Raw genomic sequence first — 16696 nt, forward strand, 5'->3', positions numbered from 1 at the left:
TAATATAGCAAAAATAAGATAAATTAAATTTAACATAAGTTAAGAATGGAAAATGTATATAATGAAAGATTATTTAGAACTTTTATCTAGTGTAGGAAAATTAAAAAAATTTCAAAAAAATAGTATTTTATTTTATGAAGGCGAAGAGGCTAAAAAATTTTTTATTTTACTCAAGGGAAAAATACGCATTTATAAAAGTACAGCAAGTGATAAAGAAATTACTTTGCATTATTTTAATCCTCTAAATTTTATAGCAGAAATGCCTGCTTTTAAAAAATTAAATTATCCTGCTAATGCTATTTTTGAAGAAGATGGAGAAATTTTGGAAATTGATTTTATTAATTTTCAAAATTTATGCAGTGAAAATAAAGAATTCAATTTTTTACTCATCAGTTCACTTTTTGATAAAATTAAAATTTTAGAAAAGAAATTATCTCAAAATGCATTAGATTTAAGGACGAGATTATTAAAGTATCTTTTGGAAAATGAAAAAAATTTAGATACAATTTCACAAAAACAAATTGCAATTGATTTAAATGTTAGAGCACAATCTTTATCTCGAGTGTTAAAAGAGCTTAAAATTTCAGAACTTATTGATACAAAAAAAGGTAGAATTGAAATTTTAAATAAAGATATGATCATGAAAGAACTTTGGTAAAATTTAAGGTAGAGAATGGATTTTGATTTTATATTAGCTCAAGCTCCTGCTTTTTTAACAGCTGCTTGGCTTACGATAAAACTAAGCTTTTTTGGAATTATTTTTTCTTTGATAATAGGCTTGTTTTGCATTTTAATGAGTTATTTTAAAATAAAAATTTTAGAAAATATTTGCAAGCTTTATATAGAGTTTTCAAGAAATACGCCTTTATTAATTCAACTTTTTTTCTTATATTATGCTTTACCTAAATTTAATATACATTTAGAACAAATTCCACCGCTTAGTGTGATTTGTTTAAGCGTAGAAGAAACTTTAAGACCTTCTTTTGCTTGTGCTATAGTAGGACTTAGTTTTTTAGGGGGTTCTTATATGGCTGAGAGTTTAAGGGCGGGATTTGAAGCCATAAGAAAACAGCAGTTTGAAGCCGGACTTTCTTTGGGTTTTTCAAAATTTGGAAATTTGCGTTATGTGATTTTGCCGCAAGCTTTAGCTATTTCTATGCCAAGTATTAGTGCTAATATTATATTTTTAATCAAAGAAACTTCAGTGGTTAGTATTATTGCCTTGCCAGATTTGGTGAATTTAATGAAGAGTTTAAATTCCTTAACCTATAAGACAGATGAGCTATTGTTTTTGTTGTTTATGGGATATTTGTGCATTATTTTGCCTTTGTCTTTTATTTTGCTAAAGTTTGAAAAAAGGTTGATTCATGCTTGAACTTTTAAATACCGATACGCTTTTAAGACTCTGGCAAGGGCTTTTTGTCACTCTTGAAATTTCATTTATCAGCATTATTATTACTTCGATAGGTGGGTTGTTTTTGGGAATTTTAATGAGTTTTAAAAATACCTATATCTATGCTTTTTGTCGTTTAGGTTTAGAATTTGTGCGTGTTATGCCACTTTTGGTATGGCTTTTTGTGGTGTATTTTGGTTTTCCTAGATGGTTTGGGTGGGATTTGAGTTCTATAAGTGCAGCTATTATTGTTTTTAGCATTTGGGGTTGTTTTGAGATGATGGATTTAGTACGTGTTTCCTTGCAGAGTATTCCAAAGCATCAGTATGAAAGTGCATCATCTTTAGGTTTAAATACGGTGCAAAGTTTTGTTTATATTATTATTCCACAAGCTATGCGTCGTTTAACTCCTATGAGCATGAATTTACTTACTCGCATGATTAAAAGTACAACCTTTGCTTATTTAATCGGAGCGGTAGAGCTTGTCAAGATAGGGCAACAAATTATAGAATTTCATAATAAAAATGATTTTGCACCTTTTATTATTTATGGTTTGATTTTTTTTATCTTTTTTATACTTTGTTATCCTATCACTTTATATTCAAGAAAATTAGAGAAAAAATGGAGCTAAAATGAGCATACTAAAAATAGAAAATTTACAAAAGTATTATGGTTCGCATCACGCCTTAAAAGATATTAATTTAGAAGTTAAAGCCAAAGAAGTTGTGGTGATTTTAGGTCCTAGCGGATGTGGAAAATCTACGCTTTTGCGTTGTATTAATGGGCTTGAAGAGATTGCAAGTGGTAATATTTATATTGATAATGAGAAAATAGATAAAGATTTTAAAGAATGGCCAAGAATGCGTCAAAAAGTTGGTATGGTTTTTCAATCTTATGAGCTTTTTGAGCATTTAAGTGTTGAAGAAAATATACTTTTAGGGCCTATGAAAGTGCAAAAAAGAAAGAAAGATGAGGTTTTAAAAGAGGCTAAAATTTGGCTTGAAAAGGTGGGGCTTTTGCATAAAATTCATGCTTATCCAAGAGAACTTAGCGGAGGACAAAAGCAAAGAATTGCCATAGTAAGAAGTTTATGTATGAATCCTGAGTTAATGCTTTTTGATGAGGTTACAGCAGCGTTGGATCCTGAGATTGTTAGAGAAGTTTTAGAAGTGATGTTAAATCTTGCAAAAGAGGGTATGACTATGCTTATTGTTACTCATGAAATGGGTTTTGCTAAAGCTGTAGCAGATAAAATTATTTTTATGGATGAAGGAAAAATCATCGAAGAAAATGATCCTAAAAGTTTTTTTGAAAATCCAAAAAGCGAAAGAGCAAAGAAATTTTTAAATTTGTTTGATTATCATAAATAGATAAAAATAATATTGGTTTATGATAATAAACTTTACAAGACTAAAATTTTATAGAAAAACTAAAAAGTCTTGACAAAAATTTTTTTTTGAGTTATAATCTCACTTTTATTTTTGCTGGTTTAGCTCAGTTGGTAGAGCAGCTGCCTTGTAAGCAGCAGGTCGGGGGTTCAAGTCCCTTAACCAGCTCCATTTATTTTAGCAGTGTTTGACCAGAATATTGAAAAAGCAATATTTTTATGGTGAGTTACTCAAGTGGCCAACGAGGGCAGACTGTAAATCTGCTGGCTTTCGCCTTCCGTGGTTCGAATCCACGACTCACCACCATGCTTTGCGGGAGTAGCTCAGTTGGCTAGAGCATCAGCCTTCCAAGCTGAGGGTCGCGGGTTCGAGTCCCGTTTCCCGCTCCAACAATTTAAAAGAACTGGGAGCTGTATTTTAAAACCTTTAACTTACAGTATATATCCCATTTAAGAGTTTTTGTTGTCTGTTATTGTGTATAATTTTTCTGAGCGCTCGTATGGCTCAGAGGTAGAGCACTCCCTTGGTAAGGGAGAGGTCGCGGGTTCAATTCCCGCTATGAGCTCCATGAATTGAAAAAATTATATAGATATAAGACTTGCTTTGCTCAATTTATTTTTTATACGGAGGAAAAAAATGGCTAAAGAAAAATTTTCACGTAATAAGCCACACGTAAATATTGGTACTATTGGTCACGTTGACCATGGTAAAACTACTTTAACAGCTGCTATTTCTGCTGTTCTTTCTAGAAGAGGTTTAGCAGAGCTTAAAGATTATGATAATATCGATAATGCTCCAGAAGAAAAAGAGCGTGGTATTACTATTGCTACTTCTCATATTGAATATGAAACAGACAATCGTCACTATGCACACGTTGACTGCCCAGGTCACGCAGATTATGTTAAAAACATGATTACAGGTGCTGCACAAATGGATGGAGCGATCTTGGTTGTTTCTGCTGCAGATGGCCCTATGCCACAAACTAGAGAACATATTCTTCTTTCTCGTCAAGTAGGCGTTCCATATATTGTTGTTTTTATGAATAAAGCAGATATGGTTGATGATGCTGAACTTTTAGAGTTAGTTGAAATGGAAATTAGAGAATTATTAAGCTCTTATGATTTCCCAGGCGATGATACACCTATTATTTCTGGTTCTGCTTTAAAAGCTCTTGAAGAAGCTAAAGCTGGACAAGATGGTGAATGGTCAGCAAAAATTATGGATCTTATGGCTGCAGTTGATAGCTATATTCCAACTCCAACTCGTGATACTGAAAAAGACTTCTTAATGCCAATAGAAGACGTTTTCTCAATTTCAGGTCGTGGTACTGTTGTTACAGGTAGAATTGAAAAAGGTGTTGTAAAAGTAGGTGATACTATCGAAATCGTTGGTATTAAAGATACTCAAACAACAACTGTAACAGGTGTTGAAATGTTCAGAAAAGAAATGGATCAAGGCGAAGCAGGAGATAACGTAGGTGTTCTTCTTCGTGGTACTAAAAAGGAAGAAGTTATCCGTGGTATGGTTCTTGCTAAACCAAAATCAATTACTCCACACACTGACTTCGAAGCTGAAGTTTATATCTTAAATAAAGATGAAGGTGGTAGACATACTCCATTCTTTAACAACTATAGACCACAGTTTTATGTAAGAACAACTGATGTTACAGGTTCGATTAAATTAGCTGATGGTGTTGAAATGGTTATGCCAGGTGAAAATGTGAGAATTACTGTAAGCTTGATCGCTCCAGTAGCACTTGAAGAAGGAACTCGTTTTGCTATTCGTGAAGGTGGTAAAACTGTTGGTTCAGGTGTTGTTTCTAAAATTATTAAATAATTTAATAAAGCCAAGTTAAAAGCTTGGCTTTAATTTTTTAAGGAAAATTGAAATGAGAATTAAAGTTGGTTTAAAGTGTGAAGAATGTGGTGATATTAATTATAGCACCTATAAAAATAGTAAAAATACTACTGAAAAATTAGAATTAAAAAAATATTGCCCAAGATTAAAAAAACATACACTTCACAAAGAAGTTAAGCTAAAAAGTTAAGCTTGCGCCTTAGGGCAATAGCTCCAACGGTAGAGCGCCGGATTCCAAATCCGATGGTTGGGGGTTCGAATCCCTCTTGCCCTGCCATAATTAAGGTTTAAATAAATGGAAAAATTAATAACTTATTTTAAATTATCAAAAGCCGAATTAAGGAAAGTAATTTTTCCTTTAAAAGAACAGGTAAGAAATGCCTATATTACAGTTTTTGTGGTTGTTGCGGTGATTTCTTTGTTTTTGGCGTTAGTGGATTGGCTTATGTCCTCTATTGTTTCTGCGATCGTATAAGGAGAGTAAATGAGTACTCATAAATGGTATGCAATTCAAACTTATGCTGGCAGTGAAATGGCAGTTAAAAGAGCCATTGAAAATTTAGTAAAAGATAACGGAATTGAAGAACAACTTAAAGAAATTGTTGTTCCAACTGAAGATGTTATTGAATTTAAGAATGGAAAAGAAAAGATTAGCGAAAGAAGTTTGTATTCAGGATACGTTTTTGCACTTCTTGATTTAAATACAGAGCTTTGGCATCGCATTCAATCTCTTCCAAAGGTTGGTCGTTTTATTGGAGAATCTAAAAAGCCAACCCCTTTAACAGAAAAAGATATTAATTTGATTTTGGAAAAAGTTCACAATCGTGCAGCGCCTAAACCAAAGATTTCTTTTGAAGAAGGGGAAAATGTGAGAATCACAGAAGGGCCATTTGCAAACTTTACTGCAATTGTAGAAGAGTATGATATGGTTCGTGGTTTATTAAAATTAAATGTTTCTATTTTTGGACGTTCAACTCCAGTGGAGATCTTATATTCTCAAGTTGAGAAAATAATTTAATTTATATCAAGTAAGGAGATTTGTTATGGCTAAAAAAGTCGTAGGCGAAATTAAATTGCAAATTGCTGCCACAAAAGCAAACCCATCACCACCTGTTGGTCCTGCTTTGGGTCAGCAAGGTGTTAATATTATGGAGTTTTGTAAGGCTTTTAATGAAAGAACAAAAGATATGGCAGGTTTTAATATCCCTGTTGTTATCACTGTTTATGCAGATAAAAGTTTTACTTTTATTACAAAACAACCGCCAGCTACGGATTTGATCAAAAAAGCAGCTGGAATTTCTAAAGGTACGGATAATCCACTTAAAAATAAGGTGGGTAAGTTAACTCGTGCTCAAGTTTTAGAAATAGTAGATAAGAAAATTGCAGATTTAAATACTAAAGATAGAGATCAAGCTGTTAAAATTATTGCAGGTTCAGCTCGTTCTATGGGTGTTGAAATCGTAGATTAATCCTTTCACCGCCAAGGTAAAAGGCGGTAGCACTTTAAAATGCGGAGAAAATAAATGGCTAAGATAGCAAAAAGATTAAAAGAATTATCACAAAAAATTGATTCAAATAAAGAGTATGCTTTAAGCGATGCAATTGATACAATAAAGACTTTAAAGTCCGCTAAATTTGATGAGACTGTAGAAATTGCTTTAAAACTCAATGTTGATCCAAGACATGCAGATCAAATGGTAAGAGGATCTGTTGTTTTACCTGCTGGAACGGGTAAAAAAGTTCGTGTTGCTGTAATTGCAAAAGATGCAAAAGCTGATGAAGCGAAAAATGCTGGTGCAGATATTGTGGGTAGCGATGATTTAGTAGAAGAAATTCAAAAAGGTAATATGAATTTTGATGTTTTGATTGCTACTCCAAATTTAATGGGACTTGTTGGTAAAGTTGGTAGAATTTTAGGCCCAAAAGGTTTAATGCCAAATCCTAAAACCGGAACAGTGACTATGGATGTTGCTCAAGCGGTTAATAATGCAAAAAGTGGTCAAGTAAATTTCCGTGTTGATAAGCAAGGAAATATCCATGCAGGTCTTGGTAAAGTAAGTTTTTCTAAAGAACAATTATGGGACAATGTTAGCACTTTTGTAAAGGCAATTAACAAACACAAACCTGCCGCAGCTAAAGGTAGATATATTAAAAATGCGGCTTTATCTTTGACAATGAGCCCTTCTGTAAAGCTTGAAACACAAGAATTGCTTGATATGAAATAAGAGTTGCTTTTTTGCAACTCTTTTGTTTTAAAATAAACATTTGAAAAAATTTTTGATTTTTTGAGATGTTTATTTTAGATTGAAGATGGTCGAGGCGTAAGCTTAATTGGATTTCCACTCTACTTGAAATCTCAATCGGAAAGGAGAAAATGTGACTAGAAGCGAAAAAGTTGAGATTATTGCTAAACTTGAAGAAGGTTTTAAAGCTAGTGAAGCTATTGTAGTTTGTAATTACAGAGGTCTTAGCACAAAAAAACTAGAAGAGCTTAGAAATAATGCAAGAGAAAACAATGTAAAAGTTCAAATTGTTAAAAATACTTTGGCTAACATTGCTCTTAACAATTCCGGTAAAACAGGTCTAGTTCTTAAAGATACAAATATTTATCTTTGGGGCGAAGATCAGCTAAGTGTTTCAAAAGTAGCTGCTAAATTTGAAGAAAATAACGATAAATTTGAAATCAAAACAGCTCATATTGAAGGCGAAGTTGCAGATGTTGCTAAGGTTAAAGCTCTTGCTAAAATGCCTTCACGCAATGAGTTGCTTGCTATGCTTTTGCAAGTTTGGAATGCGCCAATTACCAATTTCACAATAGGTTTAAATGCGCTTAAAAATAAAAAAGAATCTGAATAAATTAAATAAAAGGATAAAAAATGGCAATTTCTAAAGAAGATGTATTAGAATATATTTCAAATTTAAGTGTTCTTGAGTTATCAGAACTTGTAAAAGAATTTGAAGAAAAATTTGGTGTGTCTGCTGCTCCTGTAATGGTGGCTGGTGGTGCTGCAGCTGGTGGTGCTGCAGCTGCTGCTGAAGAAAAAACTGAATTTGATATCGTTTTAACTGATGGCGGTGCTAAAAAGATTGAAGTTATTAAAATCGTTCGTGCTCTTACAGGCCTTGGTCTTAAAGAAGCAAAAGATGCAGTTGAGCAAACTCCTTCAACTCTAAAAGAGGGTGTGGCTAAAGCTGAAGCTGAAGAAGCTAAAAAACAACTTGAAGAAGCTGGTGCTAAAGTAGAACTTAAGTAATTTTAAGCTTTAAAGTTAGAAGAAGATTTGCCAAGGCAAGTCTTCTTTTTTTATTTTTACCTAATTTTTAGGTCTTCTTTTTTAAATTTACAAAATTTACCATGAGGTATGTGCGATATGTTAGATAATAAATTAGGAAATCGTTTAAGAGTAGACTTCTCAAACATTTCAAAACAAATAGAAATCCCAAATCTTCTACAATTACAAAAAAAGAGTTTTGATTATTTTTTAAATCTTGATAATGGTGAAAGTGGTATAGAAAAAGTTTTTAAATCAATTTTTCCTATTCATGATCCGCAAAATAGATTGAGTCTTGAATATGTTAGTAGTGAAATAGGCAAGCCAAAATATACCATTCGCGAATGCATGGAAAGAGGTTTGACTTATTCTGTAAATTTAAAAATGAAAATCCGTCTTACTCTGCATGAAAAAGATGAAAAAACAGGGGAAAAAGTTGGCGTAAAAGATATTAAAGAACAAGAAATTTATATCCGCGAAATTCCTTTAATGACAGATCGTGTATCTTTTATCATTAACGGGGTTGAGAGAGTGGTTGTAAATCAATTACATAGAAGCCCTGGTGTTATTTTTAAAGAAGAAGAAAGTTCAACGGTTGCAAATAAGCTTGTTTATACAGCACAAATTATTCCTGATCGTGGTTCGTGGCTTTATTTTGAATACGATGCCAAAGATGTTTTGTATGTAAGAATCAACAAGCGTAGAAAAGTTCCTGTAACTATGCTTTTTAGGGCTTTAGGGTATAAAAAACAGGATATTATTAAGTTGTTTTATCCTATCCAGACTATACATGTGAAAAAAGATAAATTTTTAACAGAATTTAATCCAAATGATTTTATGGACAGAATAGAGTATGATATTAAAGATGAAAAAGGAAAAATTGTTCATCAAGCTGGAAAACGACTTACAAAGAAAAAAGCAGAACAGCTTATTAAAGACGGTTTAAAATGGATAGAATACCCTGTAGAAATTTTACTTAATCGTTATTTGGCAAATCCTATTATTGATAAGGAAAGTGGAGAGGTTTTATTTGATTCTTTAACTTTGCTAGATGAGAGTAAGCTTGCCAAGATTAAAGAGCAAAAAAGTTTTGATATAGCAAATGACTTGGCTAATGGCGTTGATGCAGCGATTATTAACTCCTTTGCTCAAGATGGAGAAACTCTAAAACTTCTTAAACAAAGTGAAAATATCGATGATGAAAATGATTTAGCTGCGATTAGAATTTACAAAGTTATGCGCCCAGGTGAACCTGTGGTAAAAGATGCAGCGAAGGCTTTTGTAAATGATTTATTCTTCAATCCTGAAAGATACGATCTTACCAAGGTGGGTCGTATGAAAATGAACCATAAGTTAGGTCTTGAAGTGCCTGAGTATGTTACTGTTTTGACTAATGAAGATATTATTAAAACTGCAAAATATTTAATTAAAGTAAAAAATGGTAAAGGACATATTGATGATAGAGATCATTTAGGAAATCGTCGTATCCGTTCTATAGGTGAACTTTTAGCCAATGAGCTTCATTTAGGTCTTGCAAAAATGCAAAAGGCGATCAGAGATAAATTTACTTCTTTAAATGCGGATCTTGATAAAGTAATGCCTTATGATTTAATCAATCCTAAAATGATTACTACAACTATCATTGAATTTTTTACAGGAGGTCAGCTTTCGCAATTTATGGATCAAACCAACCCTTTAAGTGAGGTTACTCATAAGCGTCGTTTGTCAGCGCTTGGTGAAGGTGGGCTTGTAAAAGAAAGAGCAGGTTTTGAAGTGCGTGATGTTCACGCGACACATTATGGTAGAATTTGTCCAGTTGAAACACCTGAAGGTCAAAATATTGGTTTGATTAACACTCTTTCTACTTATGCAAAAGTAAATGAACTTGGCTTTGTTGAAGCACCATATAGAAAAGTTGTAAATGGTAAAGTGACTAATGAAGTTGTTTATCTTACAGCAACACAAGAAGAAGGTTTGTTTATCGCACCAGCTTCAACTAAGGTTGATGCTAAAGGCAATATAGTAGAAGAATTTGTTGAGGCTAGACAAGATGGTGAAACTATACTTGCAAGACGCGAAGAAGTGCAATTAATCGATCTTTGCTCAGGTATGGTTGTTGGGGTTGCGGCTTCTTTGATTCCGTTTTTAGAGCACGATGATGCAAACAGAGCACTAATGGGTTCAAACATGCAACGTCAAGCTGTGCCACTTCTTACTGCTTCAGCTCCGATAGTAGGAACAGGTATGGAACAAATTATTGCGCGTGATGCTTGGGAAGCTGTTAAAGCAAAGCGTGGCGGTGTGGTTGAGAAAGTGGATAATAAAAGTATTTTCATTTTAGGTGAAGATGATAAAGGTCCATTTATTGACCATTATACTATGGAGAAAAATTTAAGAACCAATCAAAATACAAATTATATTCAACATCCTATTGTTAAAAAAGGTGATATAGTAAAAGCAGGACAAATTATCGCAGATGGTCCTTCTATGGATCAAGGCGAACTTGCTATAGGTAAAAATGCTTTAATCGCTTTTATGCCTTGGAATGGTTATAACTATGAGGATGCTATAGTTGTAAGTGAGAGAATTATTCGTGAAGATACCTTTACAAGCGTGCACATTTATGAAAAAGAAATTGAAGCAAGAGAACTAAAAGACGGCATAGAAGAAATTACCAAAGATATCCCAAATGTAAAAGAAGAAGATGTTGCACATCTTGATGAGAGCGGTATTGCAAAAATTGGTACCCATATCAAACCAGGTATGATTTTGGTGGGTAAGGTTTCTCCAAAAGGTGAGGTTAAACCAACTCCTGAAGAAAGACTTTTAAGAGCTATTTTTGGGGAAAAAGCAGGACATGTTGTGAATAAATCACTTTATGCAACCGCTTCTTTAGAGGGTGTTGTTGTGGATGTTAAAATTTTCACTAAAAAAGGCTATGAAAAAGATGATCGCGCAATAAAATCTTATGATAAAGAAAAAATGGCTTTAGAAAAAGAACATCATGATAGACTTTTGATGATGGATAGAGAAGAAATGCTTCGTGTTTGTGCTCTTCTTTCCAAAGCCCCTTTAAATAGTGATCAAAAAATTGGAGATAAAAATTATAAAAAAGGACAAACTGCAGATATTAGCGAACTTGAAAAAATCAATCGTTTTACTTTAACAACTTTGATTAAAGCTTATTCTAAAGAGATTCAAAAAGAATACGATGATTTAAAAAATCATTTCCAAAATGAGAAGAAAAAATTAAAAGCAGAACACGATGAAAAGCTTGAAATTTTAGAAAAAGATGATATTTTACCAAGTGGGGTAATTAAGCTTGTTAAAGTTTATATTGCTACAAAGAGAAAGCTTAAAGTTGGTGATAAAATGGCAGGACGCCACGGAAACAAAGGTATAGTTTCAACTATAGTTCCTGAAGTGGATATGCCTTATTTACCAAATGGCAAAAGCGTGGATATTGCGCTTAATCCACTTGGCGTTCCAAGTCGTATGAATATAGGCCAAATTTTAGAAAGCCATTTGGGTTTAATTGGACTTAGACTCGGAGATCAGATTCAAGAAATTTTTGACAGAAAGCAAAAAGATTTTCTTAAAGAATTAAGAGCAAAAATGCTTGAAATTTGTTCTATTCCAAGACTTGCAAGCGAAAAAGAATTTATTAAAAGCTTAAGCAATGAAGAGCTTTTAAACTATGCTAGAGACTGGAGTAAAGGAGTTAAATTTGCTACTCCTGTTTTTGAAGGTGTAAATATAGAAGAATTTAGCAAGCTTTTTGAAATGGCCAAGATAGATATGGACGGCAAAACAGAACTTTATGATGGACGCACGGGTGAGAAAATCGCAGAGCGTGTTCATGTAGGATGTATGTATATGCTAAAACTCCACCACTTGGTTGATGAGAAAGTTCACGCAAGAAGTACAGGACCTTACAGCTTAGTTACCCAACAACCTGTGGGTGGTAAAGCACTCTTTGGGGGACAAAGATTTGGAGAAATGGAAGTTTGGGCACTTGAAGCTTATGGAGCGGCTCATACTTTAAGAGAAATGTTAACCATAAAATCAGATGATGTAGAAGGTAGATTTAGTGCTTATAAAGCATTGACAAAAGGTGAAAATGTTCCAGCAACAGGAATTCCTGAAACATTTTTTGTATTAACCAATGAGCTTAAATCTCTTGCTTTAGATGTTGAGATTTTTGATAAGGATGAAGATAATGAGTAAATTTAAAGTAATAGAAATCAAAGAAGATGCAAGACCTAGGGATTTTGAAGCGTTTCAACTAAGACTTGCAAGTCCTGAAAAAATCAAATCATGGTCTTATGGAGAAGTAAAAAAACCAGAAACTATCAATTATAGAACCTTAAAGCCTGAAAGAGATGGGCTTTTTTGTGCAAAGATTTTTGGACCTATAAGAGATTATGAATGTCTTTGTGGTAAGTATAAAAAAATGCGTTTTAAAGGTGTTAAGTGCGAAAAATGTGGTGTTGAAGTAGCAAATTCAAAAGTGCGTCGTTCTAGAATGGGGCATATCGAGCTTGTAACTCCTGTGGCTCATATTTGGTATGTTAATTCTCTTCCAAGCCGTATAGGAACGCTTTTGGGTGTTAAGATGAAAGATCTTGAGCGCGTGCTTTATTATGAAGCTTATATCGTTGAAAACCCAGGAGATGCTTTCTATGATAATGAAAGTACTAAAAAAGTGGAATATTGCGATGTTTTAAACGAGGAGCAATATCAAAATTTAATGCAACGCTATGAAAATAGTGGCTTTAAAGCAAGAATGGGTGGAGAAATTGTTCGTGATTTACTTGCAAATTTAGATCTTGTAGCGCTTTTAAATCAGCTTAAAGAAGAAATGGCGGCTACAAATTCAGAGGCTAAGAAAAAAACCATCATTAAACGCTTAAAAGTTGTAGAAAATTTCTTAAATTCAAATTTAAACGCCAATACCGATAGCGATGAAGCCGTACCAAATCGTCCTGAATGGATGATGATTACAAATCTTCCAGTTTTACCGCCAGATTTGCGTCCTTTAGTGGCTTTAGATGGTGGGAAATTTGCAGTTTCTGATGTGAATGACTTATATCGTCGTGTTATTAATAGAAATACACGTCTTAAAAAACTTATGGAACTTGATGCACCTGAAATCATTATAAGAAATGAAAAAAGAATGCTCCAAGAGGCTGTTGATGCACTTTTTGACAACGGTCGTCGTGCTAATGCTGTAAAAGGAGCAAATAAACGCCCATTAAAATCTTTAAGTGAAATTATTAAAGGCAAACAAGGACGTTTTAGACAAAACCTACTAGGTAAGAGGGTTGATTTTTCAGGTCGTAGCGTTATTGTTGTGGGTCCAAAACTTAGAATGGATCAATGTGGTTTACCTAAAAAAATGGCTTTAGAGCTTTTTAAACCACATCTTTTAGCTAAGCTTGAAGAAAAAGGTTATGCAACTACAGTAAAACAAGCTAAAAAAATGATAGAAAACAAAACCAATGAAGTTTGGGAATGTTTAGAAGAGGTAGTAAAAGGACATCCTGTTATGTTAAACCGTGCGCCTACTTTGCATAAACTTTCTATCCAAGCTTTTCATCCTGTTTTAGTGGAAGGTAAGGCTATACAACTTCATCCTTTGGTTTGTGCAGCATTTAACGCGGACTTTGATGGGGATCAAATGGCAGTGCATGTACCGCTTTCTCAAGAGGCTATTGCAGAATGTAAAGTGCTTATGCTTTCATCAATGAATATTCTTTTGCCAGCAAGCGGTAAGTCTGTAACCGTTCCATCGCAAGATATGGTTTTAGGAATTTATTATCTTTCACTAGAAAAAGCTGGTGCTAAAGGTTCGCATAAAATTTGTACAGGCATTGATGAAGTGATGATGGCACTTGAAAGCAAGTGTTTGGATATTCATGCGAGTATACAAACTATGGTAGATGGTAGAAAGATTACTACTACAGCAGGAAGATTGATTATTAAATCTATTTTACCTGATTTTGTGCCTGAAAATAGTTGGAATAAAGTCTTAAAGAAAAAAGACATTGCCGCGCTTGTGGATTATGTTTATAAACAAGGCGGTTTAGAGATTACAGCAAGTTTCTTGGATAGACTTAAAAATTTAGGTTTTGAGTATGCAACTAAAGCAGGTATTTCAATTTCGATTGCAGATATTATTGTTCCTAATGACAAGCAAAAAGCTATCGATGAAGCAAAAAAACAAGTAAGAGAAATTCAAAATTCTTATAATCTTGGTTTGATTACTTCAGGGGAAAGATACAATAAAATCATTGATATTTGGAAAAGTACAAATAATGTCCTTTCAAAAGAGATGATGAAGCTTGTAGAAAAAGATAAAGAAGGTTTTAACTCTATTTATATGATGGCAGATTCTGGTGCTAGGGGTAGTGCGGCTCAAATTTCTCAGCTTGCTGCGATGAGAGGACTTATGACTAAACCTGATGGTTCTATTATCGAAACTCCTATTATTTCGAATTTCCGTGAAGGGCTAAATGTTCTTGAATACTTTATTTCAACTCACGGTGCTAGAAAAGGTCTTGCAGATACCGCTCTTAAAACAGCAAATGCGGGTTATTTGACAAGAAAACTTATCGATGTTGCACAAAATGTAAAAATTACTATTGAAGATTGTGGAACGCATGAAGGTGTTGAAATCAATGAAATTACCGCAGATAGTTCTATTATAGAAACTTTAGAAGAAAGAATTTTAGGCAGGGTTTTAGCTGAAGATGTGATCGATCCTATTACAAATTCTGTGCTTTTTGCAGAAGGTACTTTAATGGATGAGGAAAAAGCAAAAATTCTTGGAGAAAGCGGTATAAAAAGTGTCAATATCCGCACTCCTATTACTTGCAAAGCTAAAAAAGGAATTTGTGCAAAATGTTATGGTATCAATCTTGGCGAAGGTAAATTAGTAAAACCAGGCGAAGCAGTAGGAATTATTTCCGCTCAATCTATCGGCGAGCCAGGGACGCAGCTAACTCTAAGAACTTTCCACAGCGGGGGGACTGCAAGTACGGATTTACAAGATAGACAAGTAAGCGCACAAAAAGAAGGTTTTATAAGATTTTATAATCTTAAAACTTATAAAAATAAAGAAGGTAAAAATATCGTAGCAAATCGTAGAAATGCGGCGATTTTACTTGTGGAGCCAAAAATCAAAACTCCATTTAAAGGTGTGATTAATATAGAAAATATTCATGAAGATGTGATTGTTTCTATTAAAGATAAAAAACAAGAAGTAAAATACATACTAAGAAAATACGATCTTGCTAAACCAAATGAATTAGCAGGCGTAAGTGGTAGTATAGATGGAAAACTTTATTTGCCATATCAAAGTGGTATGCAAGTAGAAGAAAATGAAAGTATCGTGGAAGTGATTAAAGAGGGTTGGAACGTTCCTAATCGTATTCCTTTTGCGAGTGAAATTTTAGTAGAAGATGGCGAGCCCGTGGTACAAAATATCAAAGCAGGAGAAAAGGGAACGCTTAAATTTTATATCCTTAAAGGCGATGGTTTAGATAGAGTAAAAAATGTTAAAAAAGGCGATATTGTTAAAGAAAAAGGATTCTTTGTGGTGATTGCTGATGAAAATGATAGAGAAGCAAAAAGACACTATATCCCAAGAGAATCTAAGATAGAATTTAATGATAGTGAAAAAATCGATGATGCAAATACTATCATTGCAAGTGCTCCTAAAAAAGAAAGAAAAGTGATTGCAGAATGGGATGCTTATAATAATACTATCATTGCAGAAATTGATGGTGTTATAAGCTTTGAGGATATTGAAGCAGGTTATAGTGCTGATGAGCAAATTGATGAAGCTACAGGTAAGCGTTCTTTAGTGATTAATGAGTATTTGCCAAGCGGAGTTAGACCAACTTTGGTAATTGCAGGAAAAGGTGATAAGGCTGTGCGTTATCAGCTTGAACCAAAAACCGTTATTTTTGTTCATGATGGTGATAAAATCGCTCAAGCAGATATTTTAGCAAAAACTCCAAAAGCTGCAGCTAAATCAAAAGATATTACAGGAGGTCTTCCAAGAGTTTCTGAACTTTTTGAAGCAAGAAAACCAAAAAATGCGGCTGTGATTGCAGAAATTGATGGTGTTGTTCGTTTTGATAAACCTTTGCGTTCTAAAGAAAGAATTATTATCCAAGCAGAAGATGGTACAAGTGCTGAGTATTTAATAGATAAATCAAAACACATTCAAGTAAGAGATGGCGAGTTTATCCATGCAGGTGAAAAACTTACAGATGGAGTTGTTTCAAGTCATGATGTGCTTAAAATTTTAGGTGAAAAAGCCTTGCATTATTATTTGATTTCTGAAATTCAACAAGTTTATCGCGGACAAGGTGTTGTGATTTCTGATAAACATATAGAAGTTATCGTTTCTCAAATGCTAAGACAAGTAAAAGTTGTAGATAGTGGACATACGAAATTTATCGAGGGTGATTTGGTTTCAAGACGTAAATTCCGTGAAGAAAACGAAAGAATCATTAGAATGGGTGGAGAACCTGCTATTGCTGAGCCTGTGCTTTTAGGTGTAACAAGAGCAGCGATTGGAAGTGATAGTGTGATTTCTGCAGCTTCATTCCAAGAAACTACTAAAGTTCTAACCGAAGCAAGTATAGCGAGTAAATTTGACTACTTAGAAGATTTAAAAGAAAATGTTATTCTAGGTAGAATGATACCTGTTGGAACAGGGCTTTATGGTGAAGAAAATTTAAAACTTAAAGAACAAGAATAAAACTCTATTTTAT

General features: G+C 33.6%; 13 protein-coding genes, 5 tRNA genes and 1 pseudogene. All 19 read left to right on the top strand.

The window, feature by feature from the left end; all coding sequences use genetic code 11:
- Positions 1-61 precede the first annotated feature (61 nt).
- Complete coding sequence (gene nssR, locus ELQ12_RS02295; RefSeq protein ID WP_002871191.1) at positions 62-658, top strand: nitrosative stress-sensitive transcriptional regulator NssR; 597 nt, start codon at positions 62-64, stop codon at positions 656-658.
- 15 nt (positions 659-673) lie between these two features.
- Positions 674-1375, top strand: coding sequence for an amino acid ABC transporter permease (locus tag ELQ12_RS02300; protein ID WP_002871192.1), 702 nt, complete (start codon positions 674-676; stop codon positions 1373-1375).
- Positions 1368-2024: an amino acid ABC transporter permease gene (locus tag ELQ12_RS02305; protein WP_070252271.1), complete on the top strand. Its 657-nt coding sequence runs from the start codon at positions 1368-1370 to the stop codon at positions 2022-2024. Before ELQ12_RS02300 ends, ELQ12_RS02305 begins: the two co-directional genes overlap by 8 nt.
- 1 nt (position 2025) lies before the next feature.
- A pseudogene (locus tag ELQ12_RS02310) lies at positions 2026-2786 on the top strand (amino acid ABC transporter ATP-binding protein).
- Positions 2787-2876: 90 nt separating this feature from the next.
- A tRNA-Thr gene (locus ELQ12_RS02315) sits at positions 2877-2952 on the top strand.
- Positions 2953-3001: 49 nt separating this feature from the next.
- Positions 3002-3087, top strand: a tRNA-Tyr gene (locus ELQ12_RS02320).
- A 6-nt stretch (positions 3088-3093) separates the two neighbouring features.
- A tRNA-Gly gene (locus tag ELQ12_RS02325) sits at positions 3094-3170 on the top strand.
- Positions 3171-3274: 104 nt separating this feature from the next.
- Positions 3275-3349: transfer RNA gene (locus ELQ12_RS02330), tRNA-Thr, on the top strand.
- Between the two features lie 68 nt (positions 3350-3417).
- Entirely contained in the window at positions 3418-4617 is a 1200-nt protein-coding gene (gene tuf, locus ELQ12_RS02335; protein ID WP_002855271.1) for an elongation factor Tu, read from the top strand.
- Between the two features lie 52 nt (positions 4618-4669).
- Positions 4670-4828, top strand: coding sequence for a 50S ribosomal protein L33 (rpmG, locus tag ELQ12_RS02340; protein WP_002793551.1), 159 nt, complete (start codon positions 4670-4672; stop codon positions 4826-4828).
- An 11-nt stretch (positions 4829-4839) separates the two neighbouring features.
- Positions 4840-4915: transfer RNA gene (locus tag ELQ12_RS02345), tRNA-Trp, on the top strand.
- Between the two features lie 18 nt (positions 4916-4933).
- A complete protein-coding gene (gene secE / locus ELQ12_RS02350) occupies positions 4934-5113 on the top strand; it encodes a preprotein translocase subunit SecE (RefSeq protein ID WP_002854985.1) in 180 nt (59 codons plus the stop codon).
- 9 nt (positions 5114-5122) lie between these two features.
- On the top strand, positions 5123-5656 hold the full coding sequence (nusG, locus tag ELQ12_RS02355) for a transcription termination/antitermination protein NusG (RefSeq protein WP_002851098.1): 534 nt from the start codon (positions 5123-5125) through the stop codon (positions 5654-5656).
- A 25-nt stretch (positions 5657-5681) separates the two neighbouring features.
- Positions 5682-6107 (top strand): 50S ribosomal protein L11, encoded by a 426-nt coding sequence (gene rplK / locus ELQ12_RS02360; RefSeq protein WP_070210025.1) that lies wholly within the window; start codon positions 5682-5684, stop codon positions 6105-6107.
- Between the two features lie 54 nt (positions 6108-6161).
- A complete protein-coding gene (gene rplA / locus ELQ12_RS02365) occupies positions 6162-6863 on the top strand; it encodes a 50S ribosomal protein L1 (RefSeq protein ID WP_002854928.1) in 702 nt (233 codons plus the stop codon).
- Positions 6864-7014: 151 nt separating this feature from the next.
- Positions 7015-7494: a 50S ribosomal protein L10 gene (rplJ, locus tag ELQ12_RS02370; protein ID WP_002858610.1), complete on the top strand. Its 480-nt coding sequence runs from the start codon at positions 7015-7017 to the stop codon at positions 7492-7494.
- 20 nt (positions 7495-7514) lie between these two features.
- Positions 7515-7892, top strand: coding sequence for a 50S ribosomal protein L7/L12 (rplL, locus tag ELQ12_RS02375; RefSeq protein ID WP_002854820.1), 378 nt, complete (start codon positions 7515-7517; stop codon positions 7890-7892).
- Positions 7893-8000: 108 nt separating this feature from the next.
- Positions 8001-12137, top strand: coding sequence for a DNA-directed RNA polymerase subunit beta (gene rpoB, locus ELQ12_RS02380; RefSeq protein ID WP_072223748.1), 4137 nt, complete (start codon positions 8001-8003; stop codon positions 12135-12137).
- A complete protein-coding gene (rpoC, locus tag ELQ12_RS02385; RefSeq protein WP_134264548.1) occupies positions 12130-16683 on the top strand; it encodes a DNA-directed RNA polymerase subunit beta' in 4554 nt (1517 codons plus the stop codon). The genes rpoB and rpoC overlap by 8 nt, the downstream gene beginning before the upstream one ends.
- Positions 16684-16696 lie beyond the last annotated feature (13 nt).

This window comes from Campylobacter sp. US25a, assembly GCF_004379075.1.
Classification (GTDB): domain Bacteria; phylum Campylobacterota; class Campylobacteria; order Campylobacterales; family Campylobacteraceae; genus Campylobacter_D; species Campylobacter_D jejuni.

Excerpts from the sequence above, each read along its gene's own strand:
- ELQ12_RS02305 (WP_070252271.1), top strand. The coding sequence starts at position 1,368 with ATGCTTGAACTTTTAAATACCGATACGCTTTTAAGACTCTGGCAAGGG.
- nusG (WP_002851098.1), top strand. The coding sequence starts at position 5,123 with ATGAGTACTCATAAATGGTATGCAATTCAAACTTATGCTGGCAGTGAA.
- secE (WP_002854985.1), top strand. The coding sequence starts at position 4,934 with ATGGAAAAATTAATAACTTATTTTAAATTATCAAAAGCCGAATTAAGG.
- rpoC (WP_134264548.1), top strand. The coding sequence starts at position 12,130 with ATGAGTAAATTTAAAGTAATAGAAATCAAAGAAGATGCAAGACCTAGG.
- rpoB (WP_072223748.1), top strand. The coding sequence starts at position 8,001 with ATGTGCGATATGTTAGATAATAAATTAGGAAATCGTTTAAGAGTAGAC.
- rplK (WP_070210025.1), top strand. The coding sequence starts at position 5,682 with ATGGCTAAAAAAGTCGTAGGCGAAATTAAATTGCAAATTGCTGCCACA.
- nssR (WP_002871191.1), top strand. The coding sequence starts at position 62 with ATGAAAGATTATTTAGAACTTTTATCTAGTGTAGGAAAATTAAAAAAA.
- rpmG (WP_002793551.1), top strand. The coding sequence starts at position 4,670 with ATGAGAATTAAAGTTGGTTTAAAGTGTGAAGAATGTGGTGATATTAAT.
- tuf (WP_002855271.1), top strand. The coding sequence starts at position 3,418 with ATGGCTAAAGAAAAATTTTCACGTAATAAGCCACACGTAAATATTGGT.
- ELQ12_RS02300 (WP_002871192.1), top strand. The coding sequence starts at position 674 with ATGGATTTTGATTTTATATTAGCTCAAGCTCCTGCTTTTTTAACAGCT.
- rplA (WP_002854928.1), top strand. The coding sequence starts at position 6,162 with ATGGCTAAGATAGCAAAAAGATTAAAAGAATTATCACAAAAAATTGAT.
- rplL (WP_002854820.1), top strand. The coding sequence starts at position 7,515 with ATGGCAATTTCTAAAGAAGATGTATTAGAATATATTTCAAATTTAAGT.